This is a genomic window from Nonomuraea fastidiosa (assembly GCF_042751225.1).
Classification (GTDB): domain Bacteria; phylum Actinomycetota; class Actinomycetes; order Streptosporangiales; family Streptosporangiaceae; genus Nonomuraea; species Nonomuraea fastidiosa.
Window position 1 is genome coordinate 681,771 of record NZ_CP170570.1, and the last position, 25,004, is coordinate 706,774.

At 69.3% G+C, this 25,004-nt stretch carries 20 protein-coding genes; 6 read left to right on the plus strand and 14 right to left on the minus strand.

The genetic code is table 11. From position 1 onward, the window contains the following. Positions 1-21: 21 nt before the first annotated feature. Together ACFMQL_RS03065 and dxs are read right to left on the minus strand one after the other, a co-directional pair. Positions 22-1,494, minus strand: a complete 1,473-nt coding sequence (locus ACFMQL_RS03065) for an amino acid permease (protein ID WP_364067347.1) — start codon at positions 1,492-1,494, stop codon at positions 22-24. A gap of 129 nt (positions 1,495-1,623) precedes the next feature. After that, positions 1,624-3,504 carry a 1-deoxy-D-xylulose-5-phosphate synthase gene (gene dxs, locus ACFMQL_RS03070; RefSeq protein WP_364067692.1) on the minus strand — a complete coding sequence of 627 codons (1,881 nt, stop codon included), beginning with the start codon at positions 3,502-3,504 and terminating at the stop codon, positions 1,624-1,626. Between the two features lie 132 nt (positions 3,505-3,636). Between dxs and ACFMQL_RS03075 the strand changes: the two genes are divergently transcribed. The 3 genes from ACFMQL_RS03075 to ACFMQL_RS03085 are packed head-to-tail and all read left to right on the plus strand — an operon-like array spanning position 3,637 to position 6,176. Next, positions 3,637-4,527, plus strand: a complete 891-nt coding sequence (locus tag ACFMQL_RS03075) for a neutral zinc metallopeptidase (RefSeq protein ID WP_364067345.1) — start codon at positions 3,637-3,639, stop codon at positions 4,525-4,527. A 49-nt stretch (positions 4,528-4,576) separates the two neighbouring features. Next, positions 4,577-5,380 (plus strand): neutral zinc metallopeptidase, encoded by an 804-nt coding sequence (locus ACFMQL_RS03080; protein WP_364067344.1) that lies wholly within the window; start codon positions 4,577-4,579, stop codon positions 5,378-5,380. Between the two features lie 31 nt (positions 5,381-5,411). After that, positions 5,412-6,176 carry a neutral zinc metallopeptidase gene (locus ACFMQL_RS03085; protein WP_364067342.1) on the plus strand — a complete coding sequence of 255 codons (765 nt, stop codon included), beginning with the start codon at positions 5,412-5,414 and terminating at the stop codon, positions 6,174-6,176. Between the two features lie 310 nt (positions 6,177-6,486). Here the strand turns inward: ACFMQL_RS03085 and ACFMQL_RS03090 are convergent, their stop codons facing one another. From ACFMQL_RS03090 to ACFMQL_RS03105, 4 genes are read right to left on the minus strand one after another with little or no spacing between them, the layout of a single operon-like run. After that, entirely contained in the window at positions 6,487-7,689 is a 1,203-nt protein-coding gene (locus tag ACFMQL_RS03090; RefSeq protein WP_378784488.1) for an ROK family protein, read from the minus strand. A 35-nt stretch (positions 7,690-7,724) separates the two neighbouring features. Next, positions 7,725-8,987, minus strand: a complete 1,263-nt coding sequence (locus tag ACFMQL_RS03095) for a sugar ABC transporter permease (protein WP_378784490.1) — start codon at positions 8,985-8,987, stop codon at positions 7,725-7,727. Further along, a complete protein-coding gene (locus tag ACFMQL_RS03100) occupies positions 8,984-9,748 on the minus strand; it encodes an ATP-binding cassette domain-containing protein (protein WP_364067337.1) in 765 nt (254 codons plus the stop codon). The genes ACFMQL_RS03095 and ACFMQL_RS03100 overlap by 4 nt, the downstream gene beginning before the upstream one ends. A 57-nt stretch (positions 9,749-9,805) precedes the next feature. Continuing rightward, the gene (locus tag ACFMQL_RS03105) at positions 9,806-10,924 is read right to left on the minus strand and encodes a sugar ABC transporter substrate-binding protein (protein ID WP_378784492.1); all 1,119 of its coding nucleotides are present in this window, start codon (positions 10,922-10,924) and stop codon (positions 9,806-9,808) included. A 269-nt stretch (positions 10,925-11,193) separates the two neighbouring features. On the opposite strand from ACFMQL_RS03105, the gene ACFMQL_RS03110 reads away from it, so the two are divergent. Then, positions 11,194-12,243 carry a hypothetical protein gene (locus ACFMQL_RS03110; protein WP_378784494.1) on the plus strand — a complete coding sequence of 350 codons (1,050 nt, stop codon included), beginning with the start codon at positions 11,194-11,196 and terminating at the stop codon, positions 12,241-12,243. 243 nt (positions 12,244-12,486) lie between these two features. Here the strand turns inward: ACFMQL_RS03110 and ACFMQL_RS03115 are convergent, their stop codons facing one another. The 3 genes from ACFMQL_RS03115 to ACFMQL_RS03125 form a co-directional block, all read right to left on the minus strand. Next, complete coding sequence (locus tag ACFMQL_RS03115; RefSeq protein WP_364067331.1) at positions 12,487-13,188, minus strand: sulfite exporter TauE/SafE family protein; 702 nt, start codon at positions 13,186-13,188, stop codon at positions 12,487-12,489. Between the two features lie 762 nt (positions 13,189-13,950). Beyond that, positions 13,951-16,677, minus strand: a complete 2,727-nt coding sequence (gene acnA, locus ACFMQL_RS03120; RefSeq protein WP_378784495.1) for an aconitate hydratase AcnA — start codon at positions 16,675-16,677, stop codon at positions 13,951-13,953. Between the two features lie 143 nt (positions 16,678-16,820). Continuing rightward, a complete protein-coding gene (locus ACFMQL_RS03125) occupies positions 16,821-17,549 on the minus strand; it encodes a metal-dependent hydrolase (RefSeq protein WP_378784496.1) in 729 nt (242 codons plus the stop codon). A gap of 324 nt (positions 17,550-17,873) precedes the next feature. On the opposite strand from ACFMQL_RS03125, the gene ACFMQL_RS03130 reads away from it, so the two are divergent. Then, a complete protein-coding gene (locus tag ACFMQL_RS03130; protein ID WP_378784498.1) occupies positions 17,874-18,608 on the plus strand; it encodes a PadR family transcriptional regulator in 735 nt (244 codons plus the stop codon). 5 nt (positions 18,609-18,613) lie between these two features. After that, positions 18,614-19,168, plus strand: a complete 555-nt coding sequence (locus tag ACFMQL_RS03135) for a DUF1707 domain-containing protein (RefSeq protein ID WP_378784499.1) — start codon at positions 18,614-18,616, stop codon at positions 19,166-19,168. 10 nt (positions 19,169-19,178) lie between these two features. On the opposite strand, the gene ACFMQL_RS03140 is transcribed toward ACFMQL_RS03135, so the two are convergent. From ACFMQL_RS03140 to ACFMQL_RS03160, 5 genes are all read right to left on the minus strand, one after another. Continuing rightward, on the minus strand, positions 19,179-20,069 hold the full coding sequence (locus tag ACFMQL_RS03140; protein ID WP_364067325.1) for an ATP-binding cassette domain-containing protein: 891 nt from the start codon (positions 20,067-20,069) through the stop codon (positions 19,179-19,181). Further along, positions 20,069-21,010, minus strand: coding sequence for an ABC transporter ATP-binding protein (locus tag ACFMQL_RS03145; protein WP_364067323.1), 942 nt, complete (start codon positions 21,008-21,010; stop codon positions 20,069-20,071). Before ACFMQL_RS03145 ends, ACFMQL_RS03140 begins: the two co-directional genes overlap by 1 nt. Then, positions 21,007-21,888, minus strand: a complete 882-nt coding sequence (locus tag ACFMQL_RS03150; protein WP_378784500.1) for an ABC transporter permease — start codon at positions 21,886-21,888, stop codon at positions 21,007-21,009. The genes ACFMQL_RS03145 and ACFMQL_RS03150 overlap by 4 nt, the downstream gene beginning before the upstream one ends. Next, complete coding sequence (locus tag ACFMQL_RS03155) at positions 21,885-22,880, minus strand: ABC transporter permease (RefSeq protein WP_364067319.1); 996 nt, start codon at positions 22,878-22,880, stop codon at positions 21,885-21,887. Before ACFMQL_RS03155 ends, ACFMQL_RS03150 begins: the two co-directional genes overlap by 4 nt. Before the next feature lie 86 nt (positions 22,881-22,966). Beyond that, entirely contained in the window at positions 22,967-24,724 is a 1,758-nt protein-coding gene (locus ACFMQL_RS03160; RefSeq protein ID WP_364067317.1) for an ABC transporter substrate-binding protein, read from the minus strand. Positions 24,725-25,004: the final 280 nt, after the last annotated feature.

A 25,004-nucleotide genomic window follows, 5' to 3' on the forward strand; every position in this document is an offset into this window, starting at 1 on the left:
CCCGGCCCCCTGGCGGAACCCTCACTCCTCTGACGCCCGCCAGGGGGCCGCGGTCCTGCTGTGCCGGTAGCCGTAGGCGAAGTAGAGCACGATGCCGATGAGCATCCAGACCACGAAGCGCAGCCAGGTCTGCACCGGCAGGTTGAGCATCAGGTAGACGCAGGCCAGCACCGACAGGATCGGCAGCACCGGCACCAGCGGCGTGCGGAAGCCGCGCGGCAGGTCGGGCCGTGTGCGCCGCAGGATGATCACCCCCAGCGACACCACCACGAACGCGAACAGCGTGCCGATGTTCACCAGCTCGGCCAGCTCCCCGAACGAGACGAACCCGGCGAGCGCCATCGTGACCACGCCGATGAGGACGGTCAGCCGCGCCGGGGTGCCGAACGTCGGGTGCACCACGGCCAGCTGGCGCGGCAGCAGCCCGTCGCGGCACATCGCGAACAGCACCCTGGCCTGGCCGAGCAGCAGCACCAGCACCACGGTCGTCAGGCCCGCGATCGCGCCCACGCTGATGATCGTGGCCAGCCACGCCTGGCCGACCGAGATGAACGCGTCCGACAGCGGCGCCGCCTCGCTGAGGCTGCTGTACTTCTGCATGCCGACCACGACGAGCGAGACCGCGACGTACAGCAGCGTGCAGATGGCCAGCGAGCCGATGATGCCGCGCGGCACGTCGCGCTGCGGCTCGATGGTCTCCTCCGCGGCGGTCGCCACGATGTCGAAGCCGATGAAGGCGAAGAACACGATGGCGGCGGCGGAGAAGATGCCGATCACGCCGAAGGCCACCGGCTGGATGCCGAACAGCACCTGCACGAGCGGCGCCTGAAGGCCCTCCACGCGGGGTGTGGAGATGGGGTCGGGGATGAACGGCGTGTAGTTGGCGCCGTTGATGAAGAACAGGCCGGCGAAGATGACCAGCAGCACCACCGCGACCTTGGTGATCACCAGGATGAGGTTGACCCGGGAGGACAGCTTGATCCCGGCCACCAGGACCGCCGTGAGCACGGCCACGATCACCACGGCGGGCACGTTCACCACCGGGTCCTCACCCGCGATCGAGGCGGGCAGCTCAAGGCCGAGCGAGGCCAGCAGCGAGGCGAAGTAGCCCGACCAGCCGACCGACACCACGGCCGCCGCCAGCGCCAGCTCCAGGATCAGGTCCCAGCCGATCACCCAGGCGGGGAACTCACCCAGGGTCGCGAAGGAGAAGGTGTAGGCGGACCCGGCGACCGGAATGGTGGAGGCGAACTCGGCGTAGCACAGCGCGGCGAGCCCGCACACGACGCCGGCGACGATGAACGAGACCGCCACCGCCGGCCCCGCCACGTCCCTGGCGACCTGTCCCGTCAGCACGAAGATCCCGGTGCCGACGATCACGCCGATGCCGAAGACGGTGAGGTCGACGGCGGTCAGGCGCTTACGCAGCTGGTGCTCGGGGGCTTCGGTGTCGCGGATCGACTGTTCCACGCTCTTCGTGCGAAAGATGTCCACTGGGTGATCCTTCCCACACCCACAGTGATCATTCTCTCGTGCGGCGGACCCGTTGGAGCACCTGGTTCGCGGCGGTGATCAGGCATGATCACCGCCGCGAACGGGACGCCAGGCGGGGCTTGTGCAGGGTCAGCGGCGGGCGGGCTCGACCGAGGAGGTGCGCCGCGCGACGGCCTCGGTGATCTGGCGGGCGAGGTCCTGCCCGGTCAGGCCGATCCGGCCGAGGATGGCGGCCCGCTTGGCGTGGTCGAGGAACTGCTGCGGGATGCCGTAGGTGCGGACGGGGACGTCCACGTCGGAGTCGCGCAGCAGCCGCGCCACGGCGTCGCCCACCGCGCCCACGCGGCCGTTGTCCTCCACGACCGCCACCAGCTTGTGCGCGGCCGCGGCCGTGACGAGCGCCTCGTCGAGCGGCTTGACCCAGCGCGGATCGACCACGGTGGTGGCGATGCCCTGCGCGTCGAGCAGCTTCGCGGCGTCGAGACAGACCTGCGCCATCGGGCCCACGCCCACCAGCAGCACGTCGGGCTCGCTCTCGGGGGTGCGCAGCAGGTCCATCTCGCCGAGCTTGCCGACCGCCTCGACGGGCTCGGCCACCGGGCCCTTGGGGAAGCGCAGCACGGTGGGGCCGTCGGAGACCTCCACGGCCTCGCGCAGCAGCTCGGTCAGCCGGTCGCCGTCACGCGGCACCGCGATCTTGAGCCCGGGGACGACCTGGAGGATCGACAGGTCCCACATGCCGTTGTGGCTGGCGCCGTCGTCGCCCGTGACGCCCGCGCGGTCGAGCACCACCGTGACCGGCAGGCGGTGCAGGGCGACGTCCATGAGGAGCTGGTCGAAGGCGCGGTTGAGGAACGTGGCGTAAACGGCGACCACCGGGTGCAGGCCGCCGAGCGCGAGCCCCGCCGCGCTGGTGAGCGCGTGCTGCTCGGCGATGCCGACGTCGTAGATGCGGTCGGGGAACGCCTCGGCGAAGGCGTTGAGCCCCGTCGGGTGGAGCATGGCGGCGGTGATCGCGACCAGATCGTCGCGCTCCTTGCCGAGCCTGACCAGCTCCTCGCTGAAGACGTTGGTCCAGATGCGGCCCTTGGGCTTCTCCGCGCCGGTGGCGCGGTCGAAGGCGCCCGGGGAGTGGAACTGGTCCTCGTCGTGGTTCTCCGCCGGGCTGTAGCCGCGGCCCTTCTGCGTGACGGCGTGCACGATGACCGGGCCGCGGAAGTCGCGGGCCTTGCGCAGCGCCGCCTCCATGGCCTGCTCGTCGTGGCCGTCGATGGGGCCGACGTATTTGAGCCCGAGGTCCTCGAACATCACCTGCGGCGCGAGAACGTCCTTCACGCCCTTCTTGAAGCCGTGCAGGGCGTCGTAGAGGACCGGGACGTGGCCCAGCTTGTCCTTGACGTACTCCAGCATGTCCTCGTAGCGGCGGTTGACGCGCAGCGAGGACAGGTGGGAGGCCAGGCCGCCGATCGTCGGCGAGTACGAGCGGCCGTTGTCGTTGACCACGATGACGATCGGCAGGTCCTTGTTGGCCGCGATGTTGTTGAGCGCCTCCCAGGCCATGCCGCCGGTCAGCGCGCCGTCGCCGATGACCGCGACCACCGTGCGGTCGTGGGCGCCGCGCAGCTTGAACGCCTTGGCCATGCCGTCGGCGTACGACAGCGCGGTGGAGGCGTGGGAGTTCTCCACGAAGTCGTGCTCGGACTCGGCCTGGCTCGGGTAGCCCGACAGGCCGCCCTCCTGCTTGAGCGCCTCGAAGCCGGCCGCGCGGCCGGTGAGCAGCTTGTGCACGTACGCCTGGTGGCCGGTGTCCCAGATGATGGGGTCGTGGGGCGAGTCGAAGACGCGGTGGACGGCGATGGTCAGCTCGACCACGCCGAGGTTGGGGCCGAGGTGACCGCCGAACCTGGCGCACGCGTCGACCAGCAGATCACGGATCTCTCCCGCGAGCCCTGACAGCTCCTCGACGGCAAGCCTTTTGACGTCCTGCGGTCCCTTGATCGAGCCCAGCAACCCGCTCACGGAGGCGACTCCCCTCTGCTTTTTTGCGTCGATCCCCCGAGTCTAGTTCGCGAAGCCCTCACTGACTCCATCAAGTCAAATCCACCCACATATGTCCTCTCTTGACCTAGTCTTGCGGTCCATATGAACTCCCTCCCCGCAAGCAGGATCGTCGCGCTCGTCGCGGCAGGCGTGGCGCTCGCCCTGGCCGCGGCCGCGCTGACCGTCGTGCTCGCGGACGTGGCGACGACCTCGGCCGCGCCCGCACACGGGGGGCGGCAGGTCGTCGCGCCGCCGGCCAGCGCGGGCCAGGGTCACAACGGCGGCGCCACGATCGCCGGGCGGGCGACGGCCACCGCCAACCCGCTGTACAAGACCGGCCGGCTCACCGACGTGAAGTGCCGTCCGGGGACGCTGCCCGCGGGCAGCATCTCTGCGTACCGGCGCTTCCTGACCCGCGTGACGGCCTGCCTGAACAAGGCGTGGGCGGCGCAGTTCCGCAAGGCCGGGATGCCGTTCAGCAAGCCGCGGCTGCGCATCATCACCCGCAAGGTCAAGACGCCGTGCGGCACCTGGAACACCGGCGCCGACGGCGTCTACTGCTCGACCGACCGCACGATGTACCTGATGATCGGCAAGGACCAGCTGCGCAACCCTTTCCCGCTGGGCATCACCCGGCTGATCGCCCACGAGTACGGTCACCACGTACAGCAGGTCTCCGGCATCTGGGACTACTACTGGGCGGCGCGCACGGTCGCGGGCAAGGCCAGGAGGCTGCAGCTGTCGCGCAGGTCCGAGCTGCAGGCCGAGTGCTTCTCGGCGGCGTTCATGAGCACGATGAAGGGCACGTCGCTGGTCACCGACGCCGACTGGGCGTACACGGTGGGCTGGTTCAGGAAGAACGGCGCCAAGGGCTGGCCGCAGAACGACCACGGCAAGGGCCCGACGCAGGCCGCGTGGATGACGCGGGGCTTCAACCGCGGCACCCCCGGTGCCTGCAACACCTGGGCGGCCAGCGCCCGGAGCGTCACCTGACGGCGTATTCCTTCGCTACCGGCCCGGATTTTCACTAGGGTGCCGTGCCATGCGTATCCCCCTCTTAGCGCTCATGGCGGGCGCACTGGCCGGCGTGCTGTTCGCCGGCACCGCGCACGCGGCCTCCTCCACTTACCCGTCCGTTCTGACGAAGAACGCGCTCTACAAGGCGGGCAAGCCCGGCGTGCGGACCTGCGAGGAGCCCGAGGTGAGCACCGGCTCCCTGGAGGAGGCGGAGCTGTACTTCGAGACCGTCAAGGACTGCCTCGACCGCGCCTGGGCCCCGGTCGTGCGCAAGGCCGGGCACCGCTTCACCAAGCCCGCTTTCAAGATCATCACGAAGCCGGGCGCGAAGAACACGTGCGGGCGCTTCCCCGGGGGCGCGCAGGCCGTCTACTGCCCGCTCGACCGCTCCATCACCTTCCTGCTCAGCCCGGACATCGTCGAGGAGCCGACCGACCTGGCGCTGATGCAGGTGCTCGCCCACGAGTACGGGCACCACGTCCAGCAGCTCACCGGCATCATGAAGGCCGCCGACCGGATCATCCTCAAGAAGGGGAGTGAGGACCGCTCGCTCGCCGCGCTGCGCCGCCTGGAGCTGCAGGCGCAGTGCATGTCCGGCGTGTTCGTCGGCCGCGTCTGGGACTCGCTGGGACGGCCCGACTCGGACTGGACCATCCTGACCAAGGGCACGCACAACGCCGTCGCGCTCGACGCCATCGGCGTGCGCAGCGGCTCCGACCAGACGCACGGCAGCGACAAGAGCAACGCCTTCTGGCTGCAGCGCGGCTTCACGTCCCAGTCGGCCGGATCCTGCAACACCTGGACGAGCCCGGCGTCCAAGGTGCGGTAGATCCCCCTATGAAGGCTTATGATCCGCGATCATGCGCCTTTCCCTCTTAGCGCCGGCGGCCTTCGCGTTGACGGCGTGCCTGGTCGCGGGGCTCATCACACCGCCGCCCGCGAGCGCCGCCGCCCGGGTCCCGCAGTCCGGGCTGCTCAGCGTGATGGGCGGGGACGTGGTCCGGCAGTCCTGCTCGATCCCGCGCATCAAGCTGGGCAGCGTGGCCTCGCTCACGTCCTTCCACCGGGCGATGGCCGCCTGCGCCGACCGCTTCTGGGCGTCCAGGTTCGCCGCCGCCGGCCTTGCGTACACGCCGCCCGCCGTCACGGTCACCACCGGGCGGGACTCCGTGTGCGGGACGATCACCAGCAGCGGGGCGCAGTACTGCCCCGACCAGAGCACGATCGCGATCCGCATCAGCAAGGCCGACCTGCGCGACCCGTTCAGGATGAACATCGCGCACTCGGTCGCCCACGAGTGGGGGCACCACGTGCAGCACCTCATCGGCGTGCTCGACGCCCACGCCGCCCTGCACGCCCCCGCCTCCGCCAAGGCCCGGCGGCTGCTCAGCCACCGGCTGGAGATGCAGGCCGAATGCTTCGCCGGGGTCTTCTACAGCGCCACGCTCAAGAGCATCAAGCCCGGGATCTCGTGGCGTGACTGGGTGGCGGCCGTACGGATGGCCGACGAGAGCGACATCCACGGCAAGCCACGGAACCTGGCGTGGTGGCAGGATCGCGGGTACCGGGGCGGCGCGACCGGCTTCTGCAACACCTGGACCGCCGCCACCGACCGCGTCACCTGAGCGTCTGGCGACCGCCGCTCTTCCGTCCTTCTCACCCCTCTCCCGGCCGCCTGCCTTCCGTTCTTTCGGCGAAAGAGGGCCGCAGGAGCCGACCCGCCGCCCACCGCTTCCCCGCCGCCGGACTGCCGTCCTCCGGGAGGAGAGAGGGCCACCGGACTGCCGTCCACCGGGAGGAGAGTGCGCCTCCGGGTTTCTGTCCCCTGAGGGGAGGTGGGGTGGCGAAGGGCCTTCCCGCCGCCGGGCTGCTGTCCCTCGGAGAGGGAGAAGCGCCGCCGGGGCCGCTGTCCTTCCCCAGAGAGGGGCCGGCGGGTCAGCCGTTGGCGCGGGCGAGGACTTCCAAAGGGTCGGACAGGACGTGGGCGAAGGCGAGCTCGGCGGCGCCGACGAGCGGGGCCGAGTCGCCGAGCGCGGACGTGCGCAGGCGGACCCGTTCGCGCTGGTGCGCCATGGCGTGCAAGGCGAGCTGCGAGCGTACCTGCGCGGCCGAGCCGAGGTAGATCTCCCGCAGGATCCCCCCGAAGATCACCAGCTCGGGGTTGAAGATGTTCACCAGGTTCGCGACGCCGAGCCCGAGCCAGTCACCGACCCGGCTGAGCGCCTCCTGGGCCACGATGTCCCCCCGGTCGGCCGCCTCGACGACCTCGCGTACGGCGTCGCGCCCCCGGCGTCCGTCCGCGACCCGCCCGGCCGACTCCAGCAGGGTCCGCTCCCCCACCTCGGCCTCCAGGCAGCCGTGCGAGCCGCAGCCGCAGGCCCGGCCTCCGGGGTTGACCACCATGTGGCCGATCTCGCCGCCGTAGCCGTCGTGCCCGCCGATCAAGTGGCCGCCGGAGATGATGCCGCCGCCGATGCCGACGTCGCCGTGCAGGTAGATGAGGTCGCGTACGGCGACGCCGACCCCGCGGCTGTGCTCGGCGAGCGCGGCCAGGTTGGCGTCGTTGCCCACGCTGACGGGCAGACCGAGGCCGAGCCGCCGCGCCAGCTCCTCCCCGAACGGCACCTCCTCTGCCTGGAGGTTGGGCCCGAAGCTGACGACGCCGTCGGCCTTGCGCACGCCGCCCGACACCGCGGCGGCGGCCCCGACGCAGACGGTGTCGTTCCTGGTCTTGCGGCGCATCTGGCGGGCGAACCCGGCCAGCGTGCCGGTCAGCTCGTCCAGGTCGAAGCGGTCGCGGTCGCGTGCGGCCTCGCGCCGGTCGAGTATCACCCCGCCCAGACCGACGCGGGCCGCGGCGATCCGGTCAGGGCCCACGTCGAAGGCGAAGACGTAGACCCGCGACGACTCCGGCCGCACCACGAGCGAGGGCCAGGCCCGGCCGGTCTCGCGCGGCAGCTCCTCGCGCACCAGCCCGGCGGCGGTGAGGTCGGAGGTCAGCGCCATGATCGTGCTGCGGTTGAGCCCCATCTTCGAGGTCAGCTCGGCCCGCGAGATCGGCCCGCCCAGGTGGACATGGCGCAGCAGGGCGCCGAGGTTGTGGCGCCTGATGTCCTCTTGTGACGGGCCGGCACGCATGGTCTGGGGTTCCTTCAGGGGCTGCGGATCGCTGATCACCTTAAACCAGCGGCCGACGCCCGCTTGCGCGCCAGAGCGTCGACACCCGCCGCGAGCAGCAGGACCGACCCCGTGACCAGGTACTTCACGCTGGAACCGTACCCCATGAGTCCCATGCCGTTTTCGATCACCGCGACCACCGCGCCGCCGAGCACGGCGTCGAGCACCCGGCCCTTGCCGCCGAAGAGGCTGGTGCCGCCGATGACGGCGGCGCCGACCGCGTACAGCAGGACGGAGCTGCCGCCCGTGTTGGGGTCGACGGAGCTGGCGCGCGAGGCGGCCACGATGCCGCCGATGGCGGCCATGGACGAGCAGATCACGAACGCACTGATCTTGATCCGGTCGACGGGGATACCGGCCCTGCGGGCGGCCTCGGCGTTGCCGCCGACCGCGTACAGGTGACGGCCGAACGAGGTGCGGCGCAGCACCACCGTCCAGAAGACCAGCAGCGCGAGGATGATCGGCACCACGATCGGCACGCCGGTGAGCGAGACGAGCGCGGGGTTGCGGCTGCGCTCCAGGTTGAGCGCGGCGACCGCGAGGCCGGCGAACAGCGCCAGCATGCCGACGCGGAAGGCGATCAGCGACAGCGGGTCGGCGGTCAGGCCACGCTTGGTGCGGGTCCTGGCCCTGCGCAGCTGAACGACCGCGAAGACGGCCACGCAGACCGCGTACAGCGCCCAGCCGAGCCACGGCGGCAGGTTCTTGTTGGCGATGGCGACGACCACGCTGTCGCGGATGGAGATGTTGGTGCCCTCGTCGACCAGCACCAGGACCAGGCCCTGGAAGGCGAGGAAGGCCGCGAGCGTGACCACGAACGACGGGATGCCGACCTTGGCGACCAGGGTGCCGAGCACGGTGCCGATGACGACGCCGGTGAGGATGGCCGCCAGCATGCAGACGTACCACGGCAGGCCGAGCTCGGTCAGCGTGACGGCGAGCACGGCCGCGCACACGCCGCTCGCGAACCCGGCCGACAGGTCGATCTCGCCGAGCAGCAGCACGAACACCAGGCCCATCGCGATGAGCGTGATGGCCGCTCCCTGGGTGAACAGGTTGGCGAAGTTGATCGCCGTGACGAAGGACGGCCGCGCCACGGCGAAGACCGCGCAGAGCACGACCAGGCCGAGCACGGCGGGCAGCGCGCCCATGTCACCGCCGCGCACCCGCTGCATGTAGGCGAGGAAGCTGTTCTTGATGGACGGAGTCTGCGCCGCCTCGACGATGGCCTCGCCGGGTAGTTCTTTGACCTTGTTCATGAGGTGACCCCGTTCTTGAGGCCCAGATCGCCGCTGCGGCCTGATGTGATCAGTTCGACGACCTGCGCGTGCGTCACGTCGGCGGTCTTGACCTGGGCGGCCATCCTGCCGAGGTAGAGCGCCGCGATCCGGTCGGAGACGGCGAACACGTCGTTCATGTTGTGGGAGATGAGCACGACGGCCAGGCCGGTGTCGGCGAGCCTGCGCACCAGCTCGAGCACCTGCGCCGTCTGGGCCACGCCCAGCGCCGCCGTCGGCTCGTCGAGGATGACGACCTTGCTGTTCCACAGCACGGCCTTGGCGATGGCCACGGTCTGCCGCTGCCCGCCGGACAGGCTGGAGACCTGCTGCCTGATGGACTTGACGGTACGGACGGACAGGTCGCTGAGCGTCCGCTCGGCCAGCTCCTCCATGGTGTCCTCGTCCAGGAGGATGCCGTTCTTGCGCTCGCGGCCGAGGAACATGTTCTGGACGATGTCCAGGTTGTCGCACAGGGCGAGGTCCTGGTAGACGATCTCGATGCCCAGCTCGGCCGCGTCGCGCGGGCTGTTGATCTGCACCTCTTTGCCGTCGAAGAGCATCTGGCCGGCGTCGATGGGGTGGATGCCGCCGATGCACTTGACCAGGGTGGACTTGCCTGCGCCGTTGTCGCCGACGAGGGCTGTGACCTGGCCGGCGTACGCGGCGAACTCGACCTCGTGCAGGACCTTCACCGGGCCGAAGCTCTTGTCGATCCCGCGCACTTCAAGGAGGGGGGTCATGGATCTCCCTAAACGGGGGTACGGCCGGGCCGGTGACGCCGGCCGCACCCCGCCGCGTCATTGAATGCCAGCTTCAGTGCACTTCTCGGCGAACTCGCCGGTGCACAGTTCCTCCTTGGTGACGTAGCCGTCGGCCACCACGTCCTTGACGTTGTCGAAGTAGATGGCCTGCGGCTCCATCAGCTCGGATGGCACGTCCTGGCCCGTCTCCGGGTCCTTGACGCTGCCGCTCGTCGTGGGCTTCTCACCCTTGGCCAGCGCGACCGCGAGCTTGGCGGCGGCGTCGGCCTCCTTCTTGACGGCCTTGTACACGGTCATGCACTGGTCGCCCGCGAGGATGTTCTGCAGGCCCTGGACGGTGGCGTCCTGGCCGGTCACCGGCACCTTGCCGTTGAGGTTGTTCTTCTTCAGCACGGTGATGGCGGCGTTGCCGAGGCCGTCGTTGGCGGCCAGCACGCCGGCGATCTTCGGCTCCTGGGTCAGCATCTGCTCGAAGATCGTCCCGGCCTGGGTGTTGTCCCAGTCGGGCACCGACTGGTCGGGGCCCTTGACGTACTCGCCGGAGTCGAACTTCGGCTTGAGCACGCTGTCGTAGCCCTCCTTGAACAGCGTCGCGTTGTTGTCGGTCGGCGAGCCGTTCAGGTAGGCGACGATGGGCTTGTCCGCCTTCTTGTCGGTCAGGCACTTGACCAGGCCTTCGCCCTGGAGCTTGCCGACCTTGGTGTTGTCGAAGCTGACGTAGTACGCCGCGCCGCCGCCCAGCGTCAGCCGGTCGTAGTCGATCGTGGCCACGCCCTGGGACTTGGCCTTCTCGATGACGGTCTTACCGGTGCCGCTGTCCAGGTTGACGATCATCAAAACGGTGGCGCCGTTCGTGATCATCTGGTCGGCGATGGTCTGGAACTGCGTCTTGTCGTTCTGCGCGTTCTGGATGTCGTACTCGACACCCGCGGCCTTGAACGCCTCTTCGAGGTACTTGCGGTCCGCCGTCTCCCAACGGGCGGAGGACTTGCTGTCCGGCATGATCACGCCGATCTTGCCCACCGCACCCGAGGCCGAGGCCGATGCCGAGTCCGTTGTCGTGGTCGTGGTCTGACCGCTGTCGCCCCCGCAGGCGGTGAGACCGAGGGCGAGCGCTGCTGCCGAGGCGGTCAGGCTGAGGATCCCCTTGCGCATGGTGCAGGGTCCTTTCTTCCGGAAGGGGCCCGGATGAATGTTGTTTGCGGCAACGTATTCCGGGACGAACCAGTTGTGAAGGGGGTTGAAGGCCCGAATTTGTTGTTTCGGGTAACAATCCAGAAACGTCGCCTCAACCTTCCGGACGCCTGCCGGCCGCCCGCTGTGAGGATCGCCTCGGGAGGCGACCACGGAGTGCCGGGCCGGCGGGAGCGCGGTTGTTGGTAGGTTTGGGCCACTTTGTGACGCTTTACGGAAGGTGCGAGAAGGTGCAGCGGTTCGGACGCGTGGCCGGTGGCGTGCTTGCCGGATGCCTGGTGGCGGGCTGCTCCGGCCTGCCGGGACTCGACCCCACGGCGGCGTGGAAGGCGGCGGAGTCCGCGACCGCGTCGCCCAAGGCGTCCGGGACGTCGCAGACACCCAAGCCGTCGCCGTCCGCGACCGAGCAGCCGCTGACGGCCCAGGCGGTGATCGCCGACTACATCGAGCGCAACAACAAGGCCAACAAGACGCTCGACGACAAGCTGCTGGCCACGTACGAGGGCGGCTCCAGCCTCGCCATCGACAAGGCCGGCGACCTGTCGGCGCGCAGGCTGGGCACCAAGGCGGGCGACTACAAGCCGTTCGAGTACGTCAAGGCCACGTTCGTCGCGCCGGCCTCCAAGCGGTGGTTCCTGGCGACGGCGTACTGGAAGCGGGCCAAGGAGACCGCGAAGGACCCCACGTACCTGCTCTTCGCACACCAGGACGGCGCGTGGAAGCAGGTCTATGCCCCCGACATCTCCGAGGCGCTCGACGCCGGCGACCTGCCGAAGATCCAGAAGGACGCCTCCGGCGCGGCTGCCGAGGTGGACCAGGCCGACGGGACCGGCCTGCTCATGTCGCCCGCCCAGTTCGCCAGGAACTACTCGGTGCACCTGACGGGCAAGGGCTCGAACGCCGCCAAGAGCCGCTTCGCCTCCGACGAGCTCACCACCGACGCCGCCAGCAGCCGCGCCAACATGCGGCAGTTCGCCAAGGTGACCGAGCACGTCGCGCCGGCCAAGGAGTATCCGTCGTACGCGCTGCGCACGGCCGACGGGGGCGCGCTCGTCTTCACCACATTCGCGCGCACCCAGGTGTACGACGTGCACCAGGGCCCGCAGCGCTACTACGTCTACCGGAAGAACAGCGGCCTGCTGCGGGGCAAGTACTACAAGTACATGAAGGTGGGCGAGCTGCTGCAGGTGGCGGCGCACATCCCGCCCAAGAGCGCCTCCCCCGCCCAGGTCAAGGTGATCGGCGCCTACACCGGGATGGTCGCCGGCCGCGGCGAGTGACGGCACGCGGGAGCCCGCGGCGCTGAGCGGGCGCCTTCGGGGCTTGCGCCTTGGGGCCCGTGCGGTTTGATACCTGCGCCCCTTGAGGCCCGCGCGTTGAGGGCCCGTGCGTTGAGGGCCTGCGCCCCTTGAGGGCCCGTGCGTTGAGGCTGCGCCCGTTCCGGTCCGCGTCTGGGGCCGGGGCGGGCGCAGAGGGCTCCGCGAAGCTCAGGGCGGAGCTCAGGGCGGAGCTCAGGGCGGAGCTCAGGCGAGGGCCTGGCCGAGCACGTTCTGCACGATCAGGCCGACCGCCGAGGCCGCCGCCACGATGAGGACGGCCGTACGCACCTTGCCGCCGTCGAGGTAACGCCGCAGCGGCCCGGACACGAGGAACCCGAGCAGCATCGGCACGATCAGCGCCCCGCCCACCAGCAGCGCCCCGGACGGCAGCTCGTCCACGATCGCGAGGATGACCAGCGACTGGACGGCGCTCAGGAAGAAGAACATCGCCAGCGTGGCCCGGATCTGCGGCCCCTTGGCGTTCTGGTAGACGAGCGCGATGGGCGGGCCGCCGATGCCGGTCGCGGTGCCGGTGACCCCTGACACGAACCCGGCCGAGGTGACGGTGAGCGCGTTGCGCGGCACGCTCATGGCCCGCGCCGTCAGCGCCACGGCGACGAGCACCATGACCGCGACGAAGATGCTCCGGGCGTGTACGGAAACGTAGACGACGATGATCGCGCCGAGCGCACTGCCCGGCAGTCTCCCGAGCACCGCGAACCCGAGCCCTCGCCAGTCCACCCGCCGCCACTCCACGGCCAGCGTGAACAGCGGCAACGTCATGTTGACGACCTGCACGGCACCGGGCATGAGGTCGGGGGCGAGCAACGTGAGCAGCGGCGCGGCGACCAGTCCGAGCCCGAACCCCACGGCCCCTTGGACGATCGCCCCCACGAAAACCGCCACACTACCGACTATCAGCACCAATGCCAGATTCGCCATGCAGGCGAGTCAACCACTGCTACTCTCCGTTGCTTTCACCACCACGAGAGTGACCGCGCGGTCGCCGCGCTCCTCGCGACCACCGCCCCGCAGCCCGGCTTGCCCGCGGCACGCGAACCCTCTCCCCACCGCCTGCGACACGTGGCCGGCTCCAGCCCGCGAGGTGTCCTGACTCCTCCTGACGACGCGACCGGCCGGACACAGGTGGCACGGCACGCCGGGCGCGGAGAACACAAGAGCCGCCCAGCGGGGATTGTCCCGCAGGGCGGCTCTTGATGTGTTCGGGTGGTTCCCCCGAGACGGGCGCGTGAGGATCGCGCCCAACCCCCGGCACGCCGGCCAAGGGCTCCCGTCCCCCCGCCCAGGCTCATGACCGGAACAGGAACACGGGAAGCTGTCCGTCTCACCGGACGTGCGGTGAGCCCGGCTCGCACAACGCCACGTACGCGCCGCCGCATTCCGCCGGCATCCGTGTCCTTCGTCACGCGCTCCCAAGAACGTCACGGACTCCCACGAAGGAGTGCCACGCGTGCGCGGCCGACGCCAAGGCACGCGTGCCCGGACACGTGGCCCTGACGAAGGCACGCCCGCGAGAGGCCGTGAGCCCCACGGGCGGACACCCCCGCGAGGGCAGCGGCCCGACAAGAGCGGCAGGCGCGTGAGTGCGGCCCGCGGACGCCGGTGGTCACCCGCGACCGCGGCGCTGCGGGCCGCACTCCTACGGCGTCACTTGGCGAGCAGCGAGCGCAGCACGTACTGCATGATGCCGCCGTGCCGGTAGTAGTCGGCCTCACCCGGCGTGTCGATGCGGACGATCGCGTCGAACTCGACGTCGCCGGCCTTGACGTGGACGGTGCGCGGGATGCCGCCCTTGTTGAGCTCCTCGACGCCGGTGATGTCGAAGGTCTCCTCGCCGGTCAGGCCGAGCGACGCGGCCGAGGCGCCCTCCGGGAACTGCAGCGGCAGCACGCCCATGCCGATGAGGTTGGAGCGGTGGATGCGCTCGTACGACTCGGCGATGACGGCGCGGACGCCGAGCAGCGCGGTGCCCTTGGCGGCCCAGTCGCGGGAGGAGCCGGAGCCGTACTCCTTGCCGGCCAGGACGACCAGCGGGATGCCGGCGGCGGCGTAGTTGACCGAGGCGTCGTAGATGAACGTCACGGGCCCGTCGGGCTGGGTGAAGTCGCGGGTGTAGCCGCCTTCGGTGCCGGGCGCGATCTGGTTGCGCAGGCGGATGTTGGCGAACGTGCCGCGGATCATCACCTCGTGGTTGCCACGCCGCGAGCCGTAGGAGTTGAAGTCCTTCACCTCGACGCCATTGGCCTGGAGGTACTGGGCGGCGGGGGTGCCGACCTTGATGGAGCCGGCGGGCGAGATGTGGTCGGTGGTGACGGAGTCGCCGACCTTGACGAGCACGCGGGCGCCGTGGATGTCGCGCACGGGCTCCGGCTTCTCCGGCATGCCGTCGAAGTACGGGGCCTTGCGGACGTAGGTGGAGTCGGGGTCCCACTCGAAGGTGTCGCCGGTCGGGACCGGCAGCGAGCGCCAGTGCTCGTCGCCCTTGAACACGTCGGCGTAGTCACGCTCGAACATGTCGCGGCCGATCGAGGAGTTGACCACGGCGGCGACCTCTTCCGGCGACGGCCAGATGTCGCGCAGGTAGACCGGCTCGCCGTCGTTGCCGATGCCGAGCGGCTCGTTGTTGAGGTCGATGTCCATGGTGCCGGCCAGCGCGTACGCCACGACGAGCGGCGGCGAGGCCAGGTAGTTCATCTTGACGTCGGGGTTGATGCGGCCTTCGAAGTTCCGGTTGCCCGACAGCACGGCGGTGACGGCCAGGTCGTTGGCCTGGATGGCCTCGCTGATCTCGGGGAGCAGCGGCCCGGAGTTGCCGATGCAGGTGGTGCAGCCGTAGCCGACGAGGTTGAAGCCGATCTTGTCGAGGTACGGCTGGAGCCCGGAACGCTCGAAGTAGCCGGTGACGACCTGCGAACCGGGGGCCAGGGAGGTCTTGACCCACGGCTTGCGGGTGAGGCCCTTCTCCACGGCGTTGCGGGCCAGCAGGGCCGCGCCGAGCATGACGTACGGGTTGGAGGTGTTGGTGCAGGAGGTGATCGCGGCGATCGAGACGATGCCGTGGTCGATCTCGCACGACGTGCCGTCGGCGAGCGTCACGGTGACCGGCTTGTGGGGCCGGCCGTTGGCGCTGGCGTTGGAGGCGGGCGAGTCGGAGGCGGGGAAGCTCTCCTCGGAGGCCTCGTCCACATCGTCGGTGACGTAGTTGTGAACGTCGCGGCGCCAGGTCTCCTTGGCGTCCGACAGCTGGATGCGGTCCTGCGGGCGCTTGGGGCCGGCGATGGACGGCACGACGGTGCTCAGGTCGAGCTCGATGTACTCGGAGAAGACCGGCTCGGGCGCCGACGGGTCGAGCCACAGGCCCTGGGCCTTGGCGTACGCCTCGACGAGGGCGATCTGCTCCTCGGAGCGGCCGGTCAGGCGCAGGTAGTCGATGGTCTGGCCGTCGATGGGGAAGATGGCGCAGGTGGAGCCGAACTCGGGGCTCATGTTGCCGATGGTGGCGCGGTCGGCCAGCGGCACCGAGGAGACGCCCTCGCCGTAGAACTCGACGAACTTGCCGACGACGCCGTGCTTGCGCAGGATCTCGGTGATCGTCAGCACGAGGTCGGTGGCGGTGGCGCCGGCGGGCAGCTTGCCGCTGAGCTTGAAGCCGACGACGCGCGGGATGAGCATGGAGATCGGCTGGCCGAGCATGGCGGCCTCGGCCTCGATGCCGCCGACGCCCCAGCCGAGCACGCCGATGCCGTTCTCCATCGTGGTGTGGGAGTCGGTGCCGACGCAGGTGTCGGGGTAGGCCTTGCCGTCGCGGGTCATGACGACGCGCGCGAGGTGCTCGATGTTGACCTGGTGGACGATGCCGGTGCCGGGCGGCACGACCTTGAACTCGTCGAAGGCGGTCTGGCCCCAGCGCAGGAACTGGTAGCGCTCGCGGTTGCGCTCGTACTCGCGCTCGACGTTGCGCTGGAAGGCGTCGGGGTGGCCGAAGTAGTCGACGATGACGGAGTGGTCGATGACCATCTCGGCGGGCGCCAGCGGGTTGATGCGCGACGGGTCGCCGCCGAGGTCGCGCACGGCCTCGCGCATGGTGGCCAGGTCGACGACGCAGGGCACGCCGGTGAAGTCCTGCATGATGACGCGGGCGGGCGTGAACTGGATCTCCACGCTCGGGGTCGCGTGGGGGTCCCAGTTGCTCAGCGCCCGGATGTGGTCGGCGGTGATGTTGGCGCCGTCCTCGGTGCGGAGGAGGTTCTCCAGCAGGATCTTCAGGCTGTACGGGAGACGTGCGGCGCCCTCGACGGCATCCAGCCGGAAGATCTCATATGACGCGTCGCCGACGCGGAGCGTGTCACGGCTGCCGAAGCTGTTCGCGGACACGATGATTCGCCTCCTCCATAGACAGGTGTTCAGACAGAATCCTGCCGCACTGCGGAAGCGGACAGCACGTTAGGTGCGCCTAACTCGCAGGCCGCGGCGGATGTCTCGACATCAAGATATCTACAGAATATCTCGACATCAAGTTAAACGGGCGCAAGCCGCCAGAAGAGCAGGCCGACGATGACGACCGACAGGATCGGCGCGAGGATCTTCTGCTCGAACTTCCTGCCGGTCTTGATGCCGATCTTCCACGGCAGCACGAACTTCACCCCCAGCGGCCAGAGCACCGGGCAGCCCCGTTCGGTCATGCAGTCGCCCACGACGTGGATGAAGCAGCCGACGCCGACGGCCAGGCCGAGCCAGGCGTATCCGACGTTGAGCGAGAGGAAGACCGCGTACAGGCCGGCGGTGAGGCCGATGTTGATCATCGCGGAGCCGAGCTTGTTGCCCGGGATGCCGACGCCGATGGCCCGCAGGGAGAGCCCGATGAGCAGGACGACCATGATGTCGCGCCCGAGCGGATAGGTGCTGGCCAGCCAGTGCGCCCCCAGTCCGAGCCCGACCGCGAACAGCAGGGAGTGGGTGGCCCCTCGGTGCCCGCCGCTGAGCCAGGAGACGAGCTTGCTCAGCGCCCACGTGATCGGCCCGAACGTCTGCGCGATGGTCGCGCTGGGATGGTCGAGGTCGGGCAGCATGGCCGCCCCCGCGCAGATGATGGCGCCGGCGATCAGCTCGGCAGGGGTGAGCGCGGTGGCCATGATGCCGGTCTCGACCCACCGGGTGGACTCGTTCAGCAGCGGGAGCGCGGCGAGCGGCGGCGCCAGCCCCAGCCATGCGATGGCCCCGGTCATCGCGTGAGTGTGCCCCATCATGATCCGGGACTGTACGGCAAAGCGGCTCTTTACGCGCCCGCCGGCGCCGGGCGGGAAGTGGAGTGTGGCGCGCACGCGCACGCTCGAAAACCCTGGAAACCCCTGAAAACGCAGACGAGGTCGTCTCCGCGGCGACAGCACCCCCCAGCCCTGCCGACGCGGAACGACCTCGTCTGCTGGGTTCAACGGTGACTTCCCGGATCCTGTTCCCCGGATTCCGCAACTTTTTCGTGATCTGGCTCACACCTGTCCGTGACTTGTCTGTCGACATGTTCTCGATATATCTTTGACGCATCGAGACTGAGTCACGATATAGGAGGAGATATGACTCACCACATGGCGGCGGGCGGAGCCTGGTTCGGCGCGCACGACTACAAGCGCGCGGCCCGCGAGGCGTTCCAGGCGATGGCCGACGCTTTCGAGCAGATCGGCGGGCGCAGGGGCGGCCCGCACCGCGGTCCCCACCACGGCCCGCACCATGGCGGCCCGCACGAGCACCGGCATCGCGGCAGAGGCGGCCCGTTCCCGTTCGACTTCGGGCGCGGCCCCTGGGGGCCCGGCCCGTGGGGCGGGCGCGGCTGGGGCGGCGGCCGCGGCCGCAAGGCCAAGCGGGGCGACGTGCGCGCCGCGATCCTGGCCCTGCTCGCCGAGGAGCCGCGCAACGGCTACCAGATCATCCAGGAGATCGCCGAGCGCAGCGAGGGCGGCTGGAAGCCCAGCCCCGGCGCCGTCTACCCGGCGCTGCAGCAGCTCACCGACGAGGGCCTGGTGATCTCGGAGGAGAACGAGGGCCGCAAGACCTTCCGGCTCACCCAGGAAGGGCGCGACTACATCGAGGCGCACGCCGACGAGGTCCGCGCGCCGTGGGACGAGATGCGTCCCGACATCGACGACAACACCGCCGATCTCTGGCACATCACCCGGCAGTCGGCATTCGCCATGATGCAGGTTCTCCAGACCGGAAACGACGCACAAATCCGCGAAGCGCGTAAGACTCTGGTTGAGACCCGGCGCAAGCTCTACCAGATCCTGGCGGACGACGACCCGGGCGAGGAGTGAGAACGATGGCCGGCGCCGCGCTGGACAGCCGGTACGGAGAGAGCGAGGTAACCGTCATGGACGCCAGAGATCTCCGCATCGGCGACGCCGAACGCGAGCAGACCATGGCCGCTCTGCGCGAGCACTTCGCGCAGGGCGGGCTCACCCACGAGGAGCTCGACGAGCGCCTCGACCGCACGTTGGCCGCCAAAACCGCTCGCGAGCTCGCCGAGGTGACGGCCGACCTGCCGGGCGGGCGGCCGTCACCCCACGGGCCCGCCTACCAGGAGCCGGCGAGCCCGTACGTGATGAGCGACTGGCACGCCGCCATGCACGCGCACCGCCGGCAGATGGAGGCCATGCGCCACGCCCACCGGGACATGCGCCACCACATGCGGGGCTGGCACGGGCACATGCGCCGCCACCGGCGCGGGCCGCACCCGCTGGTGCCGATGCTGACCATGCTGCTGTTCCTCAGCCTGATCTTCGGCGGCTTCGGCGTCTTCAAGGCGCTGCTCGTGCTCTGGCTGGGCGCGCTGGTCTTCAGCCTGGCGCACCGGCGCTTCCACCGCCGCGGCTGACGCGGCCCGCTCAGACCTCGCCGGAGGGGCAGGACGGCAGGGCGGCGCAGGCCACGAAGTGCCCCGGCGCGGCCTCAAGCAGGCCGCCCGTGCCGCCCCGCTCGTGATAGAGGCAGGAGTCGACCGGCACCGCGTCGTCCCACGACTCGTGCAGGCGCGGCACCGCCGACAGCAGCTCGCGCGTGTACGGGTGCAGCGGGTCGCCGAACACCTCGTCGGTCGGCCCCATCTCGGCCACCTTGCCCCTGCGCAGCACCACGGTCCGCTCGGCCAGGTACGTGCCGAGCGACAGGTCGTGGGTGATGTAGAGCACGCCGAGGCCCCTGGTCTTGAGCTCGGCCAGCAGGTTGAGCACGTCGATGCGGGTGGAGGCGTCGAGCATGCTGGTGATCTCGTCGGCGACCAGCAGCTTGATGTCGAGCAGCAGCGCGCGGGCGATGAGCAGCCGCTGCAGCTGCCCGCCGCTGAGCTGGTGCGGGTACTTCCCCAGCACCTGGGCGGGGTTGAGCCGCACGTCGCGCAGCGACGTCTCGACCCGCTCGGCCCACTCGGCGGCGGGCACGCCCGGATAGTACGCCTCCTTGATCATCGCGAACACCCGGTCCGCCTTGAACACCGGGTTGAACGAGCTGAACGGGTCCTGGAAGATCCCCTGCACGTGCCGGTAGTACTCCTTGCCCGCCCGCACCGGCCGCCCGTCGAAGGTGATCGTGCCGCTGGTGACGGGGTGGAGCCCGAGGATCATCCGGCCGATCGTGCTCTTGCCGCTGCCGCTCTCCCCGATCAGGGAGACGACCTCGCCGGGCACGACGTCGAAGCTCACGCCCTTGACGGCCGCGACGGTCTTACCGCCGAACGCGCCGATCTTGTATTCCTTGGTGACCTCGCGCAGTGTCAGCATCAGGCCTTCCAGCAGGCTACGTGGTGGTCGGGGGCGAGCTCGGCCACCGGCGGATCCTCGGCGCACTCCTCGCCCGCGATCGGGCACCGGTCGCGGAACCGGCAGCCGGCGGGCGGGTTGAGCAGCGACGGCGGGGCGCCGGCGATGCCTTCGAGCCGCCGGTCGGCGTAGCGCACGCCGACCTCGGGCAGGGATTCCAGCAGCAGCTTCGTGTACGGGTGCCGCGGCGACTTGATGATCACGTCGGACGGCGCCTTCTCGGCGAGGCGGCCGGCGTACATGACCATGATCGTGTCGGCGAGGTGGTGGGTGAGCGCGAGGTCGTGCGTGACGAAGATCATGCTTTTGACGTAGCCGCTGTCCCTGAAGCCGAGCAGGGCGCGCGTGACGGCTTTCTGCGTGGAGACGTCGAGCGCGGAGGTGACCTCGTCGGCGATCAGCAGGGACGGGTCCAGCAGCGTCGAGATGACCATCACCATGCGCTGCTTCATGCCGCCCGACAGCTCGATCGGATAGCGGTCGAGCACCTCGCGGGGCAGCCCCACCTGGTCCATGCGGCGTTCCAGCTCGGCCAGGTCGAGGGTGGCGCCGCGCGAGGCGAGCAGCTCGGTGACCATCTTGCGGATCTTGCGGGTGGGGTTGAGCGCGCTCATGGCGTACTGCGGGATGAGCGAGACCTCGTGGAAGCGGAACTCGTTCATCTTGCGGTCGTCGTCGATGGGCAGCTCGCGGCCGTCGAGCACGACCGTGCCGCCGACGCGGCGCATGCGGCCGTCCATGCGGATGAGCGACTTGCCGAGCGTGCTCTTGCCGCAGCCGGACTCGCCGACCAGGCCGAGGATCTCGCCGTCGCGCAGTTCGAAGGTCATGCCGTCGAGTGCGCGTACGTCGCCCCTGAGCGTCCTGTAGTACACCTTCAGCTCGCTGACCTGCAGGCTCATGTCTCCCTCAGCTTCGGGTTGAAGACCTCGTCGAGGCCGACGTTGGCCACGTACAGGGCGCCCACGATGGCGGTGATGGCCGCTCCCGGCGGCACGAACCACCACCACATGCCGAGTTGCAGCGCGCTCCATTGATGGGCGTTCTGCAACATCAGCCCGAGCGAGACGCCCTCCGTGGGTCCGAGCCCGATGAAGTCGAGCGAGGAACCGATCAGCACCGAGCCGCCGAACAGCAGGATGAACGTCATGAACAGGTAGGAGCTCATGTTCGGCGCGATCTCCCTGACGATGATCCGCCAGGTGCCCGCGCCGCTCATCCTGGCCAGGTCCACGAACTCCCTGGTACGCAGCGAGAACGTCTGCGCCCTGATCGCCCGCGCCGCCCACGGCCACTGCGTGAGCCCGATGAACAGGCCCTGCACGGCCACGCTGCGGATGCCCAGGTAGGCGTTGATGATGAGCAGCACGGCGAGGGTGGGGATGACCAGCACGACGTTGGTCAGCATGTTGAGGACCTCGTCGATGATGCCGCCGCGGTAGCCGGCCACGAACCCGATGGCCATGCCGATGACCGCGGCGATCCCGCCGCCGATCACCCCCACCACGAAGGTGGCCCGCAGACCGTGCACGAACTGCAGGAACACGTCCTGCCCGAACGTGGTGGTGCCGAGCCAGTGCTCGCCGCTCGGCGGGCTCATCGGCTGCGGGCCGTAGTCGTTGGGATTGCCGCTCACCAGCAGCGGCCCCAGCAGGCCGAGCAGCAGCAGCGCGGCCACGATGCCGAAGCCGGCCATGAGCTTGGCGTTGCGCACCGCGAAGTGCAGCGCCTCGCGCCGCACGGCCGGCTCGTGCGGCGCGACGTCCTGGATCACGCTCATGCCTGGGCACCCGCCATTCCCGCCCTGGTCCGCGGATCGACCACGACGTAGACGATGTCGATGATGAAGTTGGCGATCAGCACGCCGAGCACGATGAACAGGAACGTGCCCTGCAGCAGGAAGAAGTCCTTGTTCTGGATCGCCTTGAGAATCAGGCTGCCGAGCCCCGGATACGCGAAGACGATCTCGGTGACCAGCGCGCCCGCCACCAGCGTGCCGAGCTGCAGGGCCAGGCCGGTGACCTGGGGCAGCACCGCGTTGCGGAAGGCGTAGCGGCGGATGAGCCTGCTGGGCGCGCCGAGCGCCGCCAGGTAGTTGGAGTAGTCGGATTCGAGCTCGTAGATGATCATGTTGCGCATGCCGATGGCCCAGCCGCCCAGCGCCACCAGGAACAGCGACAGGAAGGGCAGCGCCCAGTGGTGCAGCAGGTCGAGCAGGAACGTCCACGACCAGGTGGGCCGCATCGAGAAGCTGTAGCCGCCGGCCACCGGGAACCAGCCGAGCAGCACACCGAGCCCCCAGGCCAGCAGCACCGCCAGCCACATGTAGGGCATGGCGGTCAGCACGTACCCGACGGGGAGCACGGTGTTGTCGAGCAGCTTGCGGCGGGCGGCGTACGCGCCGAACTGGTTGCCCACCACCCAGCTGAGCAGCACCGACGGGACGATCAGCCCCAGCGTGTACGGCACCGCCTGCATGATCACGTCGGCGACCGGGGTGGGGAACAGCCAGATGCTCACCCCGAAGTCGCCGCGCAGCAGCGTGCCCCAGAAGTTGAGGTACTGCTGCCAGAGCGGCTGGTCGAGGCCGAAGAGATTCGTGTAGTAGGCCCGCATGGCCTCGACGGCCTCGGGCTTGGTGACGTTGGCCCGTGCGACCATGCTGGCGACCGGGTCGCCCGGCATGAAGCGCGGGATCATCCAGTTGACCGTGACGGCGACGAAGAAGGTCAGTCCGTAGATGAGCAGTTTCCTGCCGAAGTAACGACGCACAGGTATGTGTCTCCAAAGCGGCCCCTCCGCCTCCCATGAGAGGGGGCGGAGGCGGAGGAGCAGGGGAGGTTCTCTCGGTCAGCTCGTCACGAGCCGGCGGGCTGGAGCTGGGTGAGCGTCTCGAAACCGCCGAGCTCCAGCCAGTTGCGCCAGAGCACGGCGCCGGTCTTGGGCGCGCCCTCGGCCGACGACGGCCAGTTCTTCCACACGGCGTTGCTGTGCTGCGCCCACAGGCCGTTGTACCAGAGCGGGATCACCGGCATGTCGTCCAGATGGATCTGCTGGAGCTGGGAAATGATCTTCTGCATGCCGGGGATGTCGTCGGTCTTCACCTGGTCGAGCTGCTGGACGAGCTCCCAGGCCTTCTTGTTCTCGTACCGGGCGAAGTTGACCGTGTTCTGCTGCTTCCTGATGGGAAGCTGGAAGATGTACTCGTAGTAGGTGTACGGGCTGTTGGACAACCCCCGCTCGTTGTTGATGAGCAGGTCGAAGTCGCCCTTGGCGCGCTGCTCGACCAGCGCGTTGAAGTCGGGGAACTCCGGCGTGATCTGGATGCCCGCGCTCTTGGCGCTGGCGGAGATCGACCGGGCCGCCTCCATCCAGTCGGTCCAGCCGGACGGCACGATGATGGTCAGGTCGATCTTGGAGCCGTCCTTGTTCTCCACGAAGCCGTCGCCGTCGGTGTCCTTGTAACCGGCGTCGGCGAGGAGCTGCTTGGCCTTGCCGGTGTCGAACGTGAAGCCCGACTTCGCCACCACGTCCTTGTCGATGAACTTGTCCCACTGCGGCAGCAGGCCGGTGGGGCTGGCGGCATTGACGAGGTTGCCGTAGACGCTCTCGACGATCTTGCCGACGTCGATGGAGGTGGCCAGCGCCTTGCGGAAGGCGGGATCGTCCATCGGCTTCTTAGTGGTGTTGGGCACCAGCCAGGCGGTGTTGGCCGACAGCATGTACGGCGGCTCGTTGTAGTACGTCGTCAGCCCGAAGTTGCCCTTGACCAGGTTGGCCACGCCGGGCAGGAAGTTGTTGCTGAGGTCGAGGCCCTTCTGCAGCAGCATGCCCATCGCGACCTCGTTGCTGGGGGTGGCGATGTCGACGATGTAGCGCGGCTTGGGCTCCATGTTGAGCGCCGTCTTGCCCCACCAGTCGTCACGCCGCTGCAGCACCACGCGGTCCTGGTCCTTGCTCAGGAACGTGTACGCGCCCGTCGCCACCGGGTTGTCGTTGGTGCCGTCGAGCACCTCCGACTCCGAGCGGTCCTTCCAGATGTGCTCGGGGACCATGGACCGGCTGTAGAGCATGTAGTCCCACTGCTGGTAGTTGGCCTTGGAGAAGGTGAACTTCACGGTCTGGTCGTCCACCGCCTCGGCCGACTTCAGCCAGTCCCAGAGCTGGTGGTAGGGGATCGTCTCCATCTTGCCGAGCTCGAAGGAGAAGACGACGTCCTTGGCGGTGAACGGCTGGCCGTCGGACCACTTGACGCCCTGGCGGACCTTGAGCTCGTACGTGGTGTCGTCGGTCCACGAGCCGCTCTCGGCCAGCCACGGGACGAGCTTGGCGGCGTTGATGTCGTAGTGGAAGAGCGTCTCGTAGACCAGGCCCTTGGTGCCGACCGCGGAGTCCCACTCCCTGATGGGGTTGTAGTTGGCCGGCGGCCCCCACTGCGTGCCCGTGGTGTAGAGGGTCTCGTTGCGCGGGAGCTGGTCGGGGTTGGCGCTGGCCACCGCCCCCTGGCTCTGTGCCTGGGGGGCGGAGGGGGCGGGCGTGCCTCCGCCTCCGGTGCAGGCCGCGGCGAGCAGTCCCGCCGCGACGAGCGGGATCATCATCCGAGCCCGGTTACGCATCGTCTCTCTCCTTACTCCGCGCGGCGGCGCGAAGGTATGCACGTCCTGTCAGAGACCCCGAGTCGCCCGTCAGGAAACGCTGTCTGGGAGCGCTCCCATCCGGGTGCGAAGATCGCTCCCGTCGAACAGCCCGGGAGCGATGCACTCTTCAGTAGAAGCGGCCCCAAAGGGGCTGCTGAACCGGATAAGTACCGCGAACGTAAAATCCGCGTGTCCGCTCCGTCAATAGTCGTGACGCTTTCGAGATGTGCGTCCGGAAACGCGCTCAGGGCCGGGGATG